The sequence below is a fragment of the Ruegeria sp. CJ3 genome, assembly GCF_056536725.1.
In genome coordinates, this window is the sequence record NZ_JBQFQE010000003.1 from 37402 (window position 1) to 54949 (window position 17548).

The window sequence follows — 17548 nt, forward strand, 5'->3', positions numbered from 1 at the left end:
CATTCTGCAACCTGAAAGAGGGACAGCACCCATGCGCGTTTTCACCGTCCTCGGCCCCACCCAATCGGGCAAAACCACCTTGGTCGAGGCCATCAGCCGCCTCGACGGGCGGCCCACCACATTCGATGTTGCCGGAACCGTGCACCTGCACGGTTTTTCTTATTTGGACGAGCCTTGGTGCGCGATCGACGTGGATGGGGGCGGCGATGCGCTGGCCTATGTCGGCCCCGCGATGGCAATCTCGGACGCTGCCGTGGTCGTGGTGCCGCCCGACCCGGATGCCGCCGTTCTGTGCGCGCCCTATCTGCGGTTGGTCGAAGAAGCGGGCATTCCCTGCTTCCTGTTCATCAACCGCATGGACAGCCCCAATGGCCGCATTCGTGATATCGTAGCATCCCTGCAGACCTATTGCTCGCACCATATCGCCCTGCGGCAGGTCCCGATCCGCGACGGCGACACGATCATCGGCGCGGTCGACCTGATCTCGGAACGGGCGTGGAAATATCAGGAGGGTCAGCCCTCGGCCCTGATTGAGTTGCCACAATCAGTGGAAGACCGCGAACAGGAAGCCCGCACCGAGTTGTTGGAGACCCTGTCGGATTTCGACGACAAACTGCTGGAGCAGTTGATCGAAGATAAGCAGCCCCCCAACGATGAGGTCTACGAACTGGCCGCACAAGTGCTGCAGAACCATCAACTGATCCCAGCCTGTCTGGGGGCCGCAAGCCATGGCAACGGCCTGACCCGGCTGATGAAGGCCCTGCGGCATGAGGCGCCCGAGTTCAACATCGCCGCCGACCGGGACGAGGCCGAAGAAACTGCGCGCGCCATTGCGGGCTTTGCGGATGTGAAGAAGCATATTGGCAAGATCACCGTGCTGCGGGGTCTGGGCGATGGCGTGAAAGCGCATGAATCCCTTGGCGGTGAGACCGTCGGGAACCTGACCACGCTGGACGCCAAGACCCAGATCGAGACGCTTGAGGCCGGGCAGATCGGATTGGCGGTGAAGTCAGATCACCTCAACCCCGGTTTCATCTACGACAGCGCAGCGGCCACGCCGTTGCCGGAATGGGCCGCGTCGCATCCCGCCGCGCATCGTCAGGTGGTTTCCCCGGCGCATGAACGCGATGATGTGCGCCTGTCGAACGCGCTGACGCGGCTGGTCGAGATCGACCCCGGTCTGCATCTGGAACAGGACGACCTGAGCGGCCATTCCATTCTTGGCTCGCAAGGCCCGCAGCACATGCGTCGGGTGTCGGCGAAACTGGCTGAAGACTTCGGCATCGAAATCGAAGCCGAGGCCGCCGGAACCGCCTATCGCGAGACCATCCGCACCAAGGTCGAACACCGCCACCGTCACCGCAAGCAATCCGGCGGGGCGGGGCAGTTTGCTGATGTGGTGATCTCGATCGCGCCCCTGCCGCGCGGCTCCGGGTTCCAGTTCGAAGAGGTCGTCAAAGGCGGCGCGGTACCTCGGAACTATATCCCCTCGGTGGAACATGGGGCCAAGGACGCGTTGGTCGAAGGACCCGAGGGCTTCCCGGTGGTGGACGTAAAGGTGACGCTGAGCGACGGCAAACATCACAACGTGGACAGTTCCGATTTCGCCTTCCGCACGGCGGGTAAGAACGCCGTGCGCGAGGCGCTGCCCGAGGCGAAACCGGTGGTCCTGCAACCGATCCTGAATGCCGAGATTCACCTGCCCTCGACTTTCGTGGGCGATCTGGTGCCGACTATTAGCTCGCTGCAGGGTCAGGTTCTGGGTTTCGAGGGCAACCCGAACGCATCAGGCTGGGAAATCTTCAACGCCCAGCTTCCGGCGGTGGCCGAAGACGAATTGCACCGGACGCTGGCCAGCGCAACCCGCGGCACCGGTTGGGTCAAGCTGCAGTTCGATCACTATGAAGAGCTACGCGGCCCGGTACCCGCATCCGCCAAAAACAAGGAAATGGCCTGAAGCCAAAGGCGCGGGCTGCCTGTCAGCCCGCCGCCGCGATCAGTTCACGGGTATAGTCGGTCTGGGCGTTTTCAAACAACTCCTCAGCCGATCCCATCTCGACCACATCCCCGTTACGCATGACGATGACGTTATGTGACATCGCCCGCACCACCTTCAGATCATGGCTGATAAACAGATAGGCCAATCCGTATTTCCGCTGCAGATCCCGCAGCAGATCCACGATCTGAACCTGCACCGTCATGTCCAGCGCGCTGGTGGGTTCGTCCAGAACAAGCAGCTTGGGGCGCAGTACCATGGCGCGCGCGATGGCGATCCGTTGGCGCTGCCCGCCCGAGAATTCGTGCGGGTAGCGGTCCATCGCTGCAGGGTCCAGCCCGACCTCGGTCATCACTTCAGCCACCAACTCCCGCGGGGCGCGGTGGGGATCGACTTTGTGGATCGCCAATCCCTCGGCGATGATCTGCATACAGGTCATGCGCGGGCTCAGGCTGCCAAACGGGTCCTGAAACACAATCTGCATGTCCTTGCGCAGCCGCCGCAACTCACGCGTGGACCAACGACGCACGTCCTGATCGCGGAAGGTGATCGCGCCCTCGGACGCGATCAGGCGCATGATGGCCAGTGCCAGCGTCGTCTTGCCAGAGCCACTTTCGCCAACGATGCCCAGCGTTTCTCCGGCGCGGACGCTGAGCGTCGCATCGTTGACGGCCTTCACATGGCCGACAGTGCGCTTAAGAAAGCCGCGCTGGATCGGGAACCAGACTTTCAGGTGATCGGTGCGAGCGACCTCTTCGGCGTCGCTCTCGACCGGATCAGGGTGGCCGGACGGCTCTGCCGCCAACAGTTTGCGCGTATAGGGGTGCTGCGGATTGTCGAAAATCTCGGAGGTGGCGCCGGTTTCGACGATCTCGCCATCCTTCATCACGCAAACCCGGTCAGCGATCCGGCGCACGATGCCGAGGTCATGGGTGATGAACAGCATCCCCATGTTTTCGGATTTTTGCAGTTCGGCCAAAAGCTCAAGAATCTGCGCCTGAATGGTCACATCCAGCGCCGTGGTCGGTTCGTCAGCGATCAGGATGTCAGGCTTGTTCGCCAGCGCCATCGCGATCATCACTCGCTGGCGCTGACCACCCGACAGCTGGTGCGGATAGCTGTCCAGCCGTTCCTCGGGGTCGCGGATGCCGACCTTGGTCAACAACTCGACAATCCGACCGCGTGCATCGTCGCCCGCCACGTTCTGGTGCAGGGCCAGAGATTCCGCCATCTGTTTCTGGATCGTGTGCAGCGGGTTGAGCGAGGTCATCGGTTCTTGAAAGATAAAGCTGATGTCGTTGCCGCGCACATCCATCAACCTGTCCTCGGACGCGCCGATCATCTCTTGCCCGTCATAGGTGACCGAGCCTTCGACAATCGCACTGTCACCCAGCAGCGATACAGTGCTGAGCGCGGTCACGGATTTACCCGAACCGGATTCACCCACCAAAGCCACCGTTTCACCGCGATCCACAGTGAAAGACACGCCTTTGACAGCTGACGAGACCTGCCCGTCCTGCCGGAACGAGACCTTCAGGTTGTTCACATCCAAAAGGCTCATGAGAAGGTCTTTCTGGGATCAAACGCATCGCGCACGCCTTCGAAAATGAAGACCAGCAGCGATAGCATGATGGCAAAGGTTAAGAACGCGGTGAAGGCCAGCCACGGGGCCTGAAGGTTCTGTTTTGCCTGCAAGGTCAGTTCCCCCAGCGACGGGGCCGAGGACGGCAGTCCAAAGCCAAGGAAGTCCAGCGAGGCCAACCCGCCGATGGTGCCGGTGACGATGAAGGGCATGAAGGTCAGCGTGGCGACCATCGCGTTGGGCAGCATGTGGCGGAACATGATCGTCATGTTGCCAACGCCCAGCGCGCGGGCGGCGCGGACATATTCGAGGTTCCGCGCCCGCAGGAATTCGGCGCGCACAACACCCACCAATCCAGTCCAACTGAACAGGATCATCAGAACGACCAGCAGCCAGAAACTTCGCCCCAGAATCGCGAACATGATGATGATGACGTAGAGCGAGGGCGTGGACGACCAGATCTCAATAATGCGCTGGAATATTAGGTCCAGCCATCCGCCGAAAAAGCCCTGGATGGCACCGGCGAAAATTCCGATCAGACTGGCTGCCCCAGTGACGATCAGCGTGAAAAGGATCGACAGGCGGAAGCCGTATATCACCCGCGCCAGCACATCGCGTTTGGTGTCGTCCGTACCCAGCAGGTTCTGACCGTTGGGCGGCAGCGGCGCGGCCCCGGGGCGGTCTACGCTGGTGTTGAAGGAATAGGGGATCAGCGGCCAGATCGCCCAACCGCGTTCAAAACCCTCGGCCTCGAACGTGCCAGCCGTGATCTCGTCGATGATGCCTTCGGGGTCATCGAAACACTGGTCCAGACCGCCACTGTCGATCAGACACATGACCTCGGGGTCGCGATAGATCGCCTCGGTCTGGAAATCGCCGCCAAATTCAGTCTCGGCGTAGAAGTTGAAGACGGGCGTGTAGAACTCACCCCGGTATTTCACCAGGATCGGTTTGTCATTGGCGATGAACTCGGCAAACAGCGACAGGCCGAACAGGACCGAGAAGATGATCAGCGACCAGAACGCCCGACCATTGCGCCGGAAGTTGCGCCAGCGGCGCTGATTGAGGGGGGAAAGCGCCATCTACCCCTCCCGCTTCTCAAAATCGATGCGCGGGTCGACCAGCACATACATCAGGTCACTGATGATGCCGACGACCAGCCCCATCAGGCCGAAGATGAACAGCGTCCCGAAGATCACCGGATAGTCGCGGGCCACGGCGGCTTCAAACCCCAGACGGCCCAGACCGTCCAGCGAGAAGATAGTCTCAATGATGATAGACCCGCCAAAGAACACGCCAATAAACACCGCCGGAAAACCCGCGATCACGATCAGCATCGCGTTGCGGAACACATGGCCATAGAGCACCTTGCGCTCACTCAGCCCTTTGGCGCGGGCGGTCATGACGTATTGCTTCTTGATCTCATCCAGAAACGAGTTCTTGGTCAGCAGGGTCAGCGTCGCAAAAGCCGAAATCGTCAGTGCGATGATCGGCAAGGCAATGTGCCAGAAATAGTCGGCGATCTTGCCGAACAGGCTGAGGCTGTCCCAATTGTCCGAGGTCAGCCCCCGCAGCGGGAAAATTTGCCAGTAGGAGCCACCAGCGAACAGCACCAGCAACAGGATCGCAAACAGGAAACCGGGAATGGCATAGGCCACGATGATGGCGCCGCTGGTCCATGTATCAAAGGTCGAACCGTCTTTGATCGCCTTGCGGATGCCCAGCGGGATCGAAACCAGATAAGCAATCAGAGTCGACCACAGGCCCAGCGAGATCGAAACGGGCATTTTTTCCAACACCAGGTCAATCACGCTGATCGAGCGGAAATAGCTCTCGCCAAAGTCCAGTGTCAGGTAGTTGCCCATCATGCCCAGAAAGCGTTCGAGCGGAGGCTTATCGAAGCCGAACTCTTTTTCCAGCTCGGCGATGAACTCGGGCGGCAAGCCGCGCGCGCCGACATATTTGTCGTCAAAGGCACCGCCTGCGGGCTCGGCACCTGCATCGCCACCACCGGCAAACCCGGCAAAGACATCTCCCTGACCTTCAACCTGCGCGATGATCTGCTCAATCGGCCCGCCGGGCACGAATTGCACCAGCGTGAAGTTGACGATCATGATGCCCAGAAGGGTCGGAATGACCAGCAACAGGCGTCTTAGGATATAGGCGCCCATATTATCGCAGCGCGCCTTTCGCCTTCAGATCGGCCTCTTTCTCGGGGTTGACCCACCACAGGTCGAGATAGCCCAGCGTGAACGGGGGCAGGTTTTCAGGGTATTCATACATATCGTAGTAAGCTGTCCAATAGTCCGCCACATACCCATCGGGGATGACAAAGAACTCATAACGCAGCGCGCGGTCGAGCGCCATAAGCGCCGCGTCCTGTTCTGCCTGATTTGTGGTGTCGAACGACGCCTCGATCACGGCATCCACCAGCGGGCTGGCAAGGCCAGCCGGGTTGAACAGGCTGAACGCCGCCTCTTTCGAGCCGTACATCTGGCTGAGACCGCCGCCCGTCGACAGGAACGAACCATACCGGCTCGAATACACCATGTCGTAATCACGCTCGCGCCGACGCAGGGTGAACTGTGCCGGGTCAACCTTTTCTGCGGTCGCATCGACGCCGATGGATTGCAGGTTTTGCACATAGGTCTCGATCATCGTGGCGGTCGATGTGGGAATGCTCGAGGCATAGGGAATATTCACCTTCAGCGTCTGCCCCTCGGCATTCCGACGCAGATTGCCCTGGCCCACGGGCCATCCGGCCTCATCCAGCAGCTTGGAGGCCTTGCGCAGATTGCGCCGGTCATTCAGGCGGGCCGGGTTGGATTCGTGTGTCACCAGTGCGGGTTCGCTCAAAACCTCGTCCGGGACGATGTCACCGAGCGATTCCAGAAACGCCAGTTCCGCACCTTCCGGCGCGCCGGTTGCTTCGATATGCGTGCCCTGCACAAACGAGTTGCGGGGCGTGTTCAATCCGAACATCAGGGATTCATTGGCCCACTCAAAGTTAAACGCCAGCGCCAGCGCCTTGCGCACATTCTTGTCGGCGAATTGCGGCTTGCCCAGATTGAAGACAAACCCCGACGGGGTCGGAGGGCTGCCATCGGCGATCTCATCGCGCACCACGGACCCTTCGCTGAGTTTCGGGAAATCATAGCCCGACGCCCAGAGCTTGGGATCACTCTCGATCCGCATGGTGTATTCACCGGCTTTGAACCCTTCGAACGCAGCGGTCTGGTCGGCAAAATACTCGACCCGGATGGTGTCATAGTTGTTGCGGCCAACGTTGAAAGGCAGATCCTGGCCCCAATAGTCGTCCCGACGCTTGTAGACGATGCGGCGATTGATATCGTAGCTGTCCAGCTTGTAGGGACCGGAGCCGACAGCGACCTCGAGCCTTGGTTCATCCAAACGGCGGCTTTCATCCGCCTCAAACCACGCTTTTGAGAACACCGTCGTCGACCCGACTGTCTCAATCAGGCCGCGCCGCGTCACATCCGGGCTGAAGGTGAACTTTACGGTGTGATCGTCCAGCGCCTCGGCCCCGGTGACCATGCGACCCACCGCCTGCGCGTACGAGGGCAGGCCCTGTTCGATGAACAGACGGTGGCTGAACACCACATCCTCGGCGGTCACGGGCGTGCCGTCCCAGAATGTCGCCTCGGGGCGCATGTGGAAGATCACGTAATTGCGGCCTTCGTCATATTCCATGCTTTCCGCCAGAACCCCGTAATACTGGCCCACACTGTCGGCGGTCGACTCGATCAACGAGTCATATTGCAGGGTGGTCAGCGCGCCCGGGCGGCCCTTTCGCGAGTAGGGGTTCAGAGAATCAAACGTCCCCGACCCCGCCAGCGACAACTCTCCGCCCTTGGGGGCATCGGGGTTGACGTAGTTGAGATGCGGATAGTCGGCCGGATAATCCAGATTGCCAAAATAGGAATAGCCATGGCTGCGCGTGACGCCATCCTCGGCGGCCGAGGCAAAGCTGCCCGCTGACAGGACAACTGCCGCTGAAATCCCCAATGCTGCAGCCCATGAGTGAATTTCGGGCGGGCGCAGGGCGGTCAGAAGGGATTTCATCGTTGCACATCCTCTGGGTCGTTGACGTCTTTAATCTTCGTGCGCGCCAGCTAAAAGGCCAACACTTACTGTTGCAAGTTTAGAATGCGTGAACGCTTTGTGAAGTTCTTGTCAGACAAAAAATAAAGCCGCTGCACGAGAGCAGCGGCTTTGAAACCTGCAATTCTGATCGAAAGATCAGTTGCCGATGGTCTGCAGATACGCAATCAGGTCGGCGCGTTCCTGCGGTTTTTTCAGGCCCGCAAAGCTCATGGATGTGCCCGAGATATAGGCGCTGGGGCGGGTCAGGAACGCGTCCAGAGCCTCAGGCGTCCAGTTGCCGCCATGCGCCTGCATCGAGGCCGAATAGCCTGTGAAACCCTTGGCCGACGCAACCGGGCGGTCGACGATACCATACAGGTAGGGACCCGTGCCGTTCGCGCCGTCTTCCAGCTTGTGGCAGGCGGTGCATTTGCGGAACACCCGCGCGCCCTTTTCCGGGTCGGCTGCGGCCAGCATGTCTTCGAATACAATCTCTTCCCCGTCGGCGCTTTCGCCCGAGCTTTCGGTTTCGATGATATAGGAAGCCTCGGCATGATGGCTATCGGTGCTATAGAGGACGTCTGCCCCCCATTTCGCCAGAAGCAGCACCAGGAAGGTGCCGAACAGGCCTGCGGCGGCCTTGGTAACTGTCATCGTGTCGAACATTTTGATCGCGAGTCCATTTCAGCTGTCTGCGGGGTGTCTAAGGCTTCCCCTGACAAGAGGCAAGGTATAGACACCGCGACGAAACGCCCAATTCGCGAACTTGTTGCACGGAATCGACCAAATGACCAAACGTATCGCATTTCAGGGAGAGCCCGGCGCCTATAGCCACGAGGCTTGTCGCAATGCCCGCCCCGATATGGACGCCCTGCCCTGCCGTACTTTCGAAGATGTGATCGAATCAGTGCGCTCGGGCGAGGCCGAACTGGCGATGCTGCCGGTTGAGAACACCACCTATGGCCGGGTCGCGGATATCCACCGCCTGCTGCCCCATAGCGGGCTGCATATCATCGACGAGGCCTTTGTGCGGGTGCATATCAATCTGCTGGCTGTGCCGGGTGCAAAGCTTGAGGACATCACCGAGGCGCATTCCCATCTGGTTCTGCTGCCGCAATGCGCGGGTTTTCTGAAGCAGCACGATATCCGGGGCCGCGTCAGCCCCGACAACGCCCGCGCCGCGCGCGAGGTGGCCGAGGCCGGTGACATCCACTCGGCCGCGCTGGCCAGCGAGTTGGCCGGTGAGATTTACGGGCTGAACGTGCTGGCCCGCCACATCGAGGATCAGGGCGACAACACCACCCGTTTTCTGGTCATGTCGCGTGAGGCAAATCTGTCGCGCCGGGGCGATCACGGGATGATCACCAGCTTTGTCTTTCAGGTCCGCAACATCCCCGCCGCGCTGTATAAGGCGATGGGCGGATTTGCCACCAACGGTGTCAACATGACCAAGCTGGAAAGCTATATGGTCGACGGCTCGTTCACCGCGACGCAGTTTTACGCGGACATCGTGGGCCACCCCGATGACCGCAATGTGCAGCTGGCGATGGACGAATTGGAGCACTTCACCACCAATGTCGAACTGCTGGGCGTTTACCCCGCAGCGCAGCCGCGCGGGTGAAGGCGGGCTATTCAGGTCCCGAAAACTCTGAACACCGTCGCCCCGAGCGCCATAGGTCGAGGATTGTCGCCACGTTTGCGTCCGCGCTCTCGGTCGCGTCGACCTCAAGATCGTATACTCTTCCAAGATGTATGGAGCGTTCATCCCGGGCGGCACTGCCCACTTGGCGGTCACCACGGGCAAGTTCCCGTTGCGCCAACACGTCCTCAGGGCAACGGACAGCAACGAACAGAACGTCGTGACCCGTGAAACCTTGCTTCAGGGCCTCAATCCATCCCGATGTATCGAGAATATGTTCAACGATCAGGTTGTTGCCTGCATTCGCATAGGCCGCAAGGGACGCGTGAAAGCCATCAAATATCGCCGACCGGCTTTCGGCCCAATCGAAATGGCCCTGCCGAAATCGCTGCATCGGCAATACGCCCGAATCCCGCAGATGGTCGATCGAGACGTGCCAGAAGGGGACCTCGGCCCTGTTCTGCAACTCTTGGGCGATTGTCGACTTACCGCTGCTTGAGGCACCGTGCAGGAAGATGATCTGCGCCATGTCTGTTCTTCCCCCTGCAGCACCGGTTAGGTGACGCTATCCGAGGTCGAAGGACTTTGAAATGGCCTCTTCGCTCTGCCTATAGTCGCGAAATCCCATCGCCTCATAATAGGCCAGACCCTCGGCATTGCCCGCTCCGATGGTGGCGTCGATGGCCGGCAGGCCAGCGGCCTTTGCTGCCGTCAGAGTGACGCCGAACAGCGCCCGTCCAACGCCGCGGCGCGCGGCCGTTGGGGCAATATGAGTCCCGATGATGCCCCATCCGGTTGCCACGCCATAAGGATTGCCCGCGGTCGCCAGTTTGAGCGACTGAAACCCCAGAACCTCACCCGTCGCCGCAACCGCGACCGAGCATCGGATCTGATGGGGACCATTGATGTAGTGAGACAGCGCGAACGCGGCATCGCTTGGCCTCGTGCGTTTGCCCGCGTGGGTCAGAGCCTGCAGCAACGCGGACATTCCCGCCGCGTCACTGTCCCGAGCCTCTCGAATAGTGATCTGAGCCATTCGGCTTACCCCTTAGGCCCCGTGCAGGTGGCGTTCTTCCAGCTCGCGCGCAAAGTCGCTGAGGCGAGTCTGGAACTGGCGGCGAAATCTGGACTGGCCCAGTTTCAGCGATTGCAGCAACAACCGCGCGGGCAGCGTTTTTGCGCCCAGCGACGTCGCGATGCTCAGCCGCGTGCGGCGCTGGGACAGGGCGAGTAATTCGATTACCGTATCGCCATTCATGCCCTTGCTGCTCGCCTCGAACCGCATCAGCGATGGCGTCTCGCATTCGGCCAGCAAAACCGAGATCTGGCGCGGTTTGCCCCGGATGTTCAGCTCGGTCTCCCACGTCGTCCCGGCCTGCGGGGCCCCGTATCCGGCGGTGCGTCGCACCTCGATCCCGCGGCGCATGGCCATCCGTTCGAAACGTTCGAAATCCGCAACCATGGCGAATACCGTGTCGATCGGAACCTCGATATCTTCCTGCGCTGAAAACTGCATCTCGTTTCTTTTCCACACCCGGGGTCGGGGTCAGTTTCTCGTTAGTCCAATGTGTCTGCAAGCCAGTGCTGCAGCAAGAAATGCGCAATCGCGCCTTTTCGGGCTGGCAGCAGCCTGGGGTGATCCCCGGCAAAGACCTGCATCATCTCGGTCCGGCTGACCCAGATCGCATCCTCGATCTCGACCGGATCGATCACGATCTCGGGCGACAAGGCGTCACCGGCGCAGCCAAGCATCAGCGAGGCCGGAAACGGCCAGGGCTGGCTGGCCAGATAGCGCACCGCGCCCACCGGCACGCCCGCTTCTTCCATCACCTCGCGCCGCACGGCCGCCTCAAGCGTTTCGCCGGGTTCGACAAAACCGGCCAGCAGCGAATACATCCCCTCGGGCCAGCCGGGCGAGCGGCCCATCAGCACCGAGTTGCCATGTGTGATTAACATGATCACCACCGGATCGGTTCGGGGGAAATGCTGCCCCCCACACGCCGCGCAACTGCGTTGCCATCCACCCTGAGACATCTCGCTGGCCGCACCGCAGCGGGCGCAGAACCGGTGTGTTTCGTGCCATCCGATCACCGCCTTGGCGGTCGCTGCCAGTTCCGCATCGCGTGGGCTGAGGCGGGTCATGATTCGGCGCAGCTCGGCAAAGACATAGCCGTCCGGCAGGTCCGGGTGCTGCTGTTCGCTGCGATCCACAAAGGCCCCAACATCAGCCAGATCCAGCCCCTCGGCGGCCCAGCCCGAGATATCCATGGCAAAAAGCGGCGTCTCATCGTCCGACAGGCCCAGCAAAACCGGCTGTTCTATCACGCCGCCCGGCCCATGTTGCAGAACCTTGTGATCCATCGGGATCAGGGCCAACTTGTCCAACCCCTCGCCCTGCACCAGCAGCTTATCGCGCCACAGCAACAGGCAACGCGCCGCCGGATCGTCATAGGTCTGCGCCAGTTTCCCCGCATCGCCGCGCAGCAATCCCGCCCGGTTCAGCCCCGAGCCGCCAAATGTGACCTGTTCCGCGCGCTTCATGCCTGTTGTCCTCAAGTACCGGGCAAAGGGCTGCCATGTCTTTGCACCCGGCGCAACGGGTATTCACCGGCGAACTTATTTTCGCCTGCCGCCGAAAGACCGCAACATTGCCCCGGAATTTGCACTAAGTCATCCTCATGGTGAATATCGAGTTACCTTGACAGCCAGAAGTAGAAATTTTGAAATCCAGTCCATCGTCGCGCCCACAACAAGGGGGCCGTTCCGGCGCATCCCTGCGAATATTGGCGACCTCTGACCTGCATATGCATCTGACGGCGTTCGATTATTACGCCGATAGCGCGGCCACCGGGATTGGCCTGACCCGTACCGCCAGCCTGATCCGCGCCGCGCGGGAAGAGGCCCGGCGAGAGGGTGCCTTGGTTCTGCTGTTCGACAATGGCGACGCGTTGCAGGGCGCGCCGTTTGGCGATTGGGCGGCAGAAACCGCGCCGGATGCACACCCGCTGCCGCAGGTCTTCAACGCCCTCGGCTATGACGCGGTCGGTCTGGGCAATCATGACTTTGGATTCGGGCTGGAGTTTGTCGATGGCATCGCCGCCCAGATCCGGTGCCCCGTGATCTGCAGCAACATGCGCAGCAAGCGGGCGACGCAGGGCTGGGTTCCACACACGATTCTGCAGCGGGTCGTCAACATCGACGGGGCAGAGATCCCGCTGCGCATCGGCGTCCTGTCGGTCCTGCCGCCTCAGACAGCTCGGTGGGAAGCGCATATGCTGCAGGATCAGGTCGAGGTGACAGATATCCTGACCGCAGCGCAACAGACCGCATCCGACCTTCGGCGCGAAGGCTGCGATCTTGTCGTGGCACTTGCGCATTCCGGGCTGGATCGGGTCGAGGCTGAACCGGACATGGAAAATGCCGTCATCCCGCTGGCCGCGCTGGACGGGATTGACGTGATCGTGGCCGGGCATACACATCTGACCTTGCCCGGCAAAGCGCATGGCGGCTTGACCCATGTGGATCACCAACAGGGGCAGGTACACGGCAAGCCGGTTGTAATGCCGGGATGGGCCGGGTCGCATCTGGGCATTGTTGATCTGGTCTTGGAACAGCGTGACGGGCACGGCTGGCACGTCGTCGAAAGCCGGGTCGAGGCGGTGCCGGTCAGAACCCCCACGACGCTGACCCCGGAGAATGCCGAGATCAAACAGCTCTTTGCAGCAGGGCATGAGGAGACGCGCAAACGCGTCTCAAGACCGGTGGGGTCAGTTCGCAAATCGCTGCACAGCTATTTCTCGTATTGCGTCCCGGATCGGGGACTGGCGTTGCTGGCGGCGGCGCAGGCTGCGGCGCTGCGCCCTCTGCTGCGTGGGAGTCAATGGGACAGCCTACCGGTCCTTTCAGCCACATCCCCGGCCAAGTTCGGCGGGCGCGCCGGCCCCGGATATTACACCGAAGTTCCCGCCGGCCCGGTCTCGATCCGCCATGTGGCCGACCTGCATGTCTTTCCCAATGAACTGCGGGCGGCGGTGGTGACCGGCGCGCAGCTTGAGGATTGGCTTGAGATGTCCGCTGGGGTGTTCAACCAGCTCTCGCCGCGCAGGCCGGGGGATTTGATCGACCATCGCCGGGCGGGATACAATTTCGACGTCCTGCATGGCGCAACTTGGCAAATCGACCTCACCCAACCGGCCCGGTTCAATGCAGGCGGAACCCTGACAGACCCGGCCCATTCGCGTATTCGCGCCTTGCAGGTGAACGGCAAGCCGGTGCGCCCGGATCAGCGCTTTGTCGTCGCCACCAACAATTACCGCCTCAGCGGCGGGGGTCATTTCCCGTTTGTCTCTGCGGCTGAGGTGATCACGCTGCCTGCGCCGCGCATTCACGACGTTCTGTGCGCCTATCTGGCGGGCGCGCTGGCCTCCGATCCGTTGGAGCGGGCACCGCGACCGTTCTCCTTTGTCCCGGCAAACGGGGTTGAGGCGATTCTGGCCACCGGCCCCGGCGCGCGCGCCTATCTGGATGAGCTGGCCGAATACGCACCCCGCACCCTGCCCCTGAACGACGACGGGTTTCTGCCCGTTCACCTGACGCTCTGACGGGTTGCCAAGGCCACGCGGCACGCCTATATGGGGGGCGAGAGGTTGGCGCGGGCGAGCGCCTCGCCAACCTGGTCAGGTCCGGAAGGAAGCAGCCACAACGAGTCCCGCTTGGGTCGATGTCCAGCCTCTCACTTGAACCAACCCATAGCCGCAGGAGGGCTTTATGATTGTAGTAAAAACCCTTCGGGCAGCCCGGTTCTGATCCACAGCGATCTTCTGACTGCCTGAACACATGACCAGCGGGTGCGCGATTGCCATCCGATGGGCAAGCTGTTTCTGATCACAGGCAGAGCAATGTATCTTTCCTTATCGGACCTCGGATGGTCCTCTCATTTCGCCGCGCAACACGCGGCTGACCCTTCATGCCAACCTTTTCGCATCGCCGCCGTCCACCGGGACCGGCTGATCGGCCTCAGCCCCGATGGCGAATCCCCATTGCTGAGCCCGGACAACCCCACCGGGAACTACGCGGTCGGAGATTGGGTGCTGGCAGACGACAACAACCGCGTCCGGCATCTGCTCGAGCGGCGCAGCCTGCTGCAACGCCGGGCGGCTGGCACCGGGGCGTCGGCGCAGTTGATCGCCGCCAATGTCGATGTGCTATTCATCATCAGTTCGTGCAACGCCGATTTCAGCCTGCCCCGGCTGGAGCGTTATCTGGCGCTGGCCCATCAAGCCGGAAGCTATCCGGTGATCGTGCTGACAAAGGCCGACATATCGGATGCGCCCGAGACCTATGTGCAGCAGGTGCAAGCCATCGACCCGTTTCTGACGGTGCTTGCGATCAATGCGCTGGACCCGACTGAGATCGAACAGGTTCTGGCGTGGTGTCCAAAGGGCCAGACCGGCGCGCTGTTGGGCTCATCCGGCGTTGGCAAGACGACGCTGGCCAACGCTATGACCGGTCAGGCACAGGCTACCGCAGGCATTCGCGAGGATGATGCGCGGGGTCGGCACACCACCACCGCCCGCGCGCTGCACCACATGCGCAATGGTGGATGGCTGATCGACACACCCGGCATGCGCGCCTTGCGGTTGCTGGACGCGCAGGAAGGCGTGGACGAGGTGTTCTCGGACCTCATAGAGCTTAGCCAGAACTGCCGATTCTCGGATTGCCAGCATGAGGCCGAGCCCGGCTGTGCCGTGCAGGGCGCGATCCACGACGGCACGCATGATCCCTCACGACTGGAGCGGTGGCGCAAGCTGCGGCGCGAGGATCAGCGCAACTCGGAAACCATCGCGCAGTCCCGCGCGCGCGACAAAGCGTTCGGCAAGATGGTGCGCGGTGTCATGCAAGAGAAGAAATCGCGCAAGCGGTTGTGACCGGCAGGCCTCGTCTGATCAGGCGATCAGGCGGGGCCAGACGGCAGCGTTGCGCCGGGCAAACACGCCGATATGGCCGACCTTGGACAACCCGAACTCCTGCGGTGACAGCAGATGACGGCGCGCCTCCGGGCCATAGAGATCGGCCAGCCGCCAGACCGCCTCGGGTGGGACCATTTGATCGTCTTCGAATGCAAACAGATCAACCGGTCCGCCTATGGTGGACCATCGCGCGGCAGGCAGGGTCTCTCCGATTTCGGGCAGATAGCTGTCGGACGCGGTGCACCATTTGCGCCATTGCCAATAAACCCCAGCGGGCAGATTTTCACCAAAGCCCAGCGCCTTACCCGGCAGATAGCCCAGCGCACGCGCCGCTAGCGGCGCGTGACCGTACCAAAACAATGCAGCCAGGGCACGATAGGGCCACGGGTGATCCGATAGCGTCACCAGCCCGGAACAGACACAGATCATCCGGTCAATACGGTCGATATCAGGTTGCACCGGCCCCAGCATCGCACCCAGCGAATGGCCAACGCTCCAGAGTTTTGCCTGAGGAAACCGCCGCCGCATCTCAGTGCGCGCGGCCGGAATATCGATCAAAGCCCAATCCGCCATCGTCACTGTTGACGTTCTTTGTGGGCCGGTCAGGGACTGGCCAAAATCGCGATAATCATAGGTCAGGCAAGCCATGCCGTGCTCGGCCACCAGCCAGCGCGCAAAATGCTGATAATAGTCACGCGGTACACCGGTCGCATTGTTGATCACAACGACCGTTTCCGGCTCTGACGCGGGCCGGTAGAGCCGCGCCGACAGCATCGCAGGGCCGGAGGGGAACCGGAAATCTTCCGCCATTACGGTCTGCTGCGCATCCAACATTGGGTCCTCTGGCACAATCTGAACCGATCAGTTCATTTAGTCGCCACAGAGTCAAGATTGACGTCGCGAGACCATTGGTGGGCCGCGCCCGCCAATTCGCTTGACTCGGTGCCCGCCCAACCGCTAGCGATGCGGTGATGGTTCCCGTGCCTTTGACCAAGGCCGGGATGAAAAGGGAACACGGTGCGGCCCTGCCCGGCGACAACCGGAACGGACCAAATCCGCGACTGCCCCCGCAACTGTAAGCGGTGAGCAATGCCGAAATGCCACTGGCCGAAAGGCTGGGAAGGTCGGCAAAGCGATGACCCGCAAGTCAGGAGACCTGCCATCGGAACCGAAACTGAATCTCGGGCGGGGTGTCCGGGCAGGTCCTGACAGCATCGCGCCGTCCCGCCTGTATCATGCCCCCGCCCCGCGCGCGGAGGGCGCATCATATGATCTGGAAGACCAACACGCACGAATTCTCGGCAACAGTATGCCAGCGCACCGGAAAACCCTGCCCGGCATTGGCCCGCATGGCGCGGGCACTGACGCAGGCCGTGTCAACCGCCCGCCCGGTGACCAACCCCGAATTTCAGGTCGAAGGCAGCAGCGAACTGACCCATTGCCTCGAAGGCTGTACCGCCCGCTTTCGCGCCTGCCCCGATCAAGTGCGCGTGTTCTGCGGCGGCGATCCCGAGGCCGAAACCGATATGCTTGAGGACTATGCGGACATGATGTTCGGCACCTCTTTCACAACGCTGCCCTCTGGGCTGCTTACGAACCCGCCCTGCGCGATGCTGGAAGCGTCTGTTCTAGCCCCGCGTCGTCAGGCCGAACCGCAACAAATGGCCTGCGCCTGATCTATCGCTGTAACGGGACCCGGGCCGGGGCAACGGCCCAGGTCATCTGCCCCTCGGTCTCGACAGCGCAGGGGCGCAATGCCCGCAGGCGCTCCAGCGCCTTTTCGGGCCGCTCGCCGGATTCGACCATCAGCCGCAGTACAACCATGCCCGACCGGCCACAGCCGCCCCGGCAATGCACCAGAACTCGGCCTCCGCCGGACAGGGCCTGCCGCGCGGCAGCGCTGACCTGAGGCCACAGGTCCTCGACCGCCTCGGGTGGGGCGCCGAAATCCTCGATCGGCAGATGCACCCAACGGCTGGCGCGGCTCTGGATATCCGCTCCGAAATCGCGCGCACCGTCCTGAATCATTTCAACCTCGGTGGTCATCGACAGAACAAGCCCCGGCTTCCAGCCTGCGATCACACCCAGATCGCCCTCATAATCCCCGCCGCGGCCCGGCATCGACGTCAGGGCCAACGTGCCCCCGCCAACCCGCAACGCATAAATCACCAGTTGCGACATGAAATCCCCCTTAAAACACACCCCACAAAAAACGAGCCGCTCAAATCTATCCGGCCAGTCTATCCAGCCTGGCGCGC

Annotated in this window: 16 protein-coding genes, 1 other RNA gene and 1 riboswitch; of the genes, 6 read left to right on the forward strand and 11 right to left on the reverse strand. The window is 61.7% G+C overall.

What is annotated here, in order from left to right:
• Window positions 1-31: 31 nt before the first annotated feature.
• Window positions 32-1957: an elongation factor G gene (locus ACR0J1_RS05900; RefSeq protein ID WP_480731350.1), complete on the forward strand. Its 1926-nt coding sequence runs from the start codon at window positions 32-34 to the stop codon at window positions 1955-1957.
• Between the two features lie 22 nt (window positions 1958-1979).
• On the opposite strand, the gene ACR0J1_RS05905 is transcribed toward ACR0J1_RS05900, so the two are convergent.
• The 5 genes from ACR0J1_RS05905 to ACR0J1_RS05925 all read right to left on the reverse strand — a co-directional run bounded on the left by ACR0J1_RS05905 (window position 1980) and on the right by ACR0J1_RS05925 (window position 8348).
• A complete protein-coding gene (locus tag ACR0J1_RS05905) occupies window positions 1980-3557 on the reverse strand; it encodes an ABC transporter ATP-binding protein (protein WP_480731352.1) in 1578 nt (525 codons plus the stop codon).
• Window positions 3554-4660, reverse strand: coding sequence for an ABC transporter permease (locus ACR0J1_RS05910; RefSeq protein WP_480731354.1), 1107 nt, complete (start codon window positions 4658-4660; stop codon window positions 3554-3556). Before ACR0J1_RS05910 ends, ACR0J1_RS05905 begins: the two co-directional genes overlap by 4 nt.
• Window positions 4661-5749, reverse strand: coding sequence for a microcin C ABC transporter permease YejB (locus tag ACR0J1_RS05915; RefSeq protein WP_480534587.1), 1089 nt, complete (start codon window positions 5747-5749; stop codon window positions 4661-4663). It lies immediately after the preceding gene.
• Window position 5750: 1 nt separating this feature from the next.
• Window positions 5751-7661 (reverse strand): extracellular solute-binding protein, encoded by a 1911-nt coding sequence (locus ACR0J1_RS05920; protein WP_480731356.1) that lies wholly within the window; start codon window positions 7659-7661, stop codon window positions 5751-5753.
• Between the two features lie 177 nt (window positions 7662-7838).
• Window positions 7839-8348, reverse strand: a complete 510-nt coding sequence (locus tag ACR0J1_RS05925; protein ID WP_480731358.1) for a c-type cytochrome — start codon at window positions 8346-8348, stop codon at window positions 7839-7841.
• A gap of 121 nt (window positions 8349-8469) precedes the next feature.
• On the opposite strand from ACR0J1_RS05925, the gene ACR0J1_RS05930 reads away from it, so the two are divergent.
• Window positions 8470-9303 carry a prephenate dehydratase gene (locus ACR0J1_RS05930; protein ID WP_480731360.1) on the forward strand — a complete coding sequence of 278 codons (834 nt, stop codon included), beginning with the start codon at window positions 8470-8472 and terminating at the stop codon, window positions 9301-9303.
• 7 nt (window positions 9304-9310) lie between these two features.
• Here ACR0J1_RS05930 and ACR0J1_RS05935 read toward each other — a convergent pair whose 3' ends face one another.
• Genes ACR0J1_RS05935 through nudC form a run of 4 tightly spaced genes read right to left on the reverse strand, consistent with a single transcriptional unit; the run spans window position 9311 to window position 11862 of the window.
• Window positions 9311-9850 carry a chloramphenicol phosphotransferase CPT family protein gene (locus tag ACR0J1_RS05935; protein ID WP_480731362.1) on the reverse strand — a complete coding sequence of 180 codons (540 nt, stop codon included), beginning with the start codon at window positions 9848-9850 and terminating at the stop codon, window positions 9311-9313.
• 36 nt (window positions 9851-9886) lie between these two features.
• Window positions 9887-10357: an N-acetyltransferase family protein gene (locus ACR0J1_RS05940; RefSeq protein ID WP_480731363.1), complete on the reverse strand. Its 471-nt coding sequence runs from the start codon at window positions 10355-10357 to the stop codon at window positions 9887-9889.
• Between the two features lie 12 nt (window positions 10358-10369).
• Entirely contained in the window at window positions 10370-10837 is a 468-nt protein-coding gene (locus tag ACR0J1_RS05945) for an SRPBCC family protein (protein ID WP_480731365.1), read from the reverse strand.
• A 41-nt stretch (window positions 10838-10878) separates the two neighbouring features.
• Complete coding sequence (gene nudC, locus ACR0J1_RS05950) at window positions 10879-11862, reverse strand: NAD(+) diphosphatase (RefSeq protein ID WP_480731366.1); 984 nt, start codon at window positions 11860-11862, stop codon at window positions 10879-10881.
• Window positions 11863-12041: 179 nt separating this feature from the next.
• Between nudC and ACR0J1_RS05955 the strand changes: the two genes are divergently transcribed.
• The 3 genes from ACR0J1_RS05955 (at window position 12042) to rsgA (ending at window position 15248) form a co-directional block, all read left to right on the forward strand.
• Window positions 12042-13922 carry a bifunctional 2',3'-cyclic-nucleotide 2'-phosphodiesterase/3'-nucleotidase gene (locus tag ACR0J1_RS05955; protein ID WP_480731369.1) on the forward strand — a complete coding sequence of 627 codons (1881 nt, stop codon included), beginning with the start codon at window positions 12042-12044 and terminating at the stop codon, window positions 13920-13922.
• A 38-nt stretch (window positions 13923-13960) separates the two neighbouring features.
• Window positions 13961-14059: signal recognition particle sRNA small type (ffs, locus tag ACR0J1_RS05960), an RNA gene on the forward strand.
• Between the two features lie 160 nt (window positions 14060-14219).
• Window positions 14220-15248, forward strand: coding sequence for a ribosome small subunit-dependent GTPase A (gene rsgA / locus ACR0J1_RS05965; protein WP_480731371.1), 1029 nt, complete (start codon window positions 14220-14222; stop codon window positions 15246-15248).
• An 18-nt stretch (window positions 15249-15266) separates the two neighbouring features.
• Here rsgA and ACR0J1_RS05970 read toward each other — a convergent pair whose 3' ends face one another.
• Window positions 15267-16124, reverse strand: a complete 858-nt coding sequence (locus ACR0J1_RS05970) for an alpha/beta hydrolase family protein (RefSeq protein ID WP_480731373.1) — start codon at window positions 16122-16124, stop codon at window positions 15267-15269.
• A gap of 121 nt (window positions 16125-16245) precedes the next feature.
• A riboswitch (cobalamin riboswitch) is annotated at window positions 16246-16468 on the forward strand.
• 90 nt (window positions 16469-16558) lie between these two features.
• Between ACR0J1_RS05970 and ACR0J1_RS05975 the strand changes: the two genes are divergently transcribed.
• The gene (locus ACR0J1_RS05975) at window positions 16559-16966 is read left to right on the forward strand and encodes a hypothetical protein (protein ID WP_480731375.1); all 408 of its coding nucleotides are present in this window, start codon (window positions 16559-16561) and stop codon (window positions 16964-16966) included.
• Between the two features lies 1 nt (window position 16967).
• On the opposite strand, the gene ACR0J1_RS05980 is transcribed toward ACR0J1_RS05975, so the two are convergent.
• Complete coding sequence (locus ACR0J1_RS05980) at window positions 16968-17471, reverse strand: protein-tyrosine phosphatase family protein (protein ID WP_480731376.1); 504 nt, start codon at window positions 17469-17471, stop codon at window positions 16968-16970.
• Between the last annotated feature and the right edge of the window lie 77 nt (window positions 17472-17548).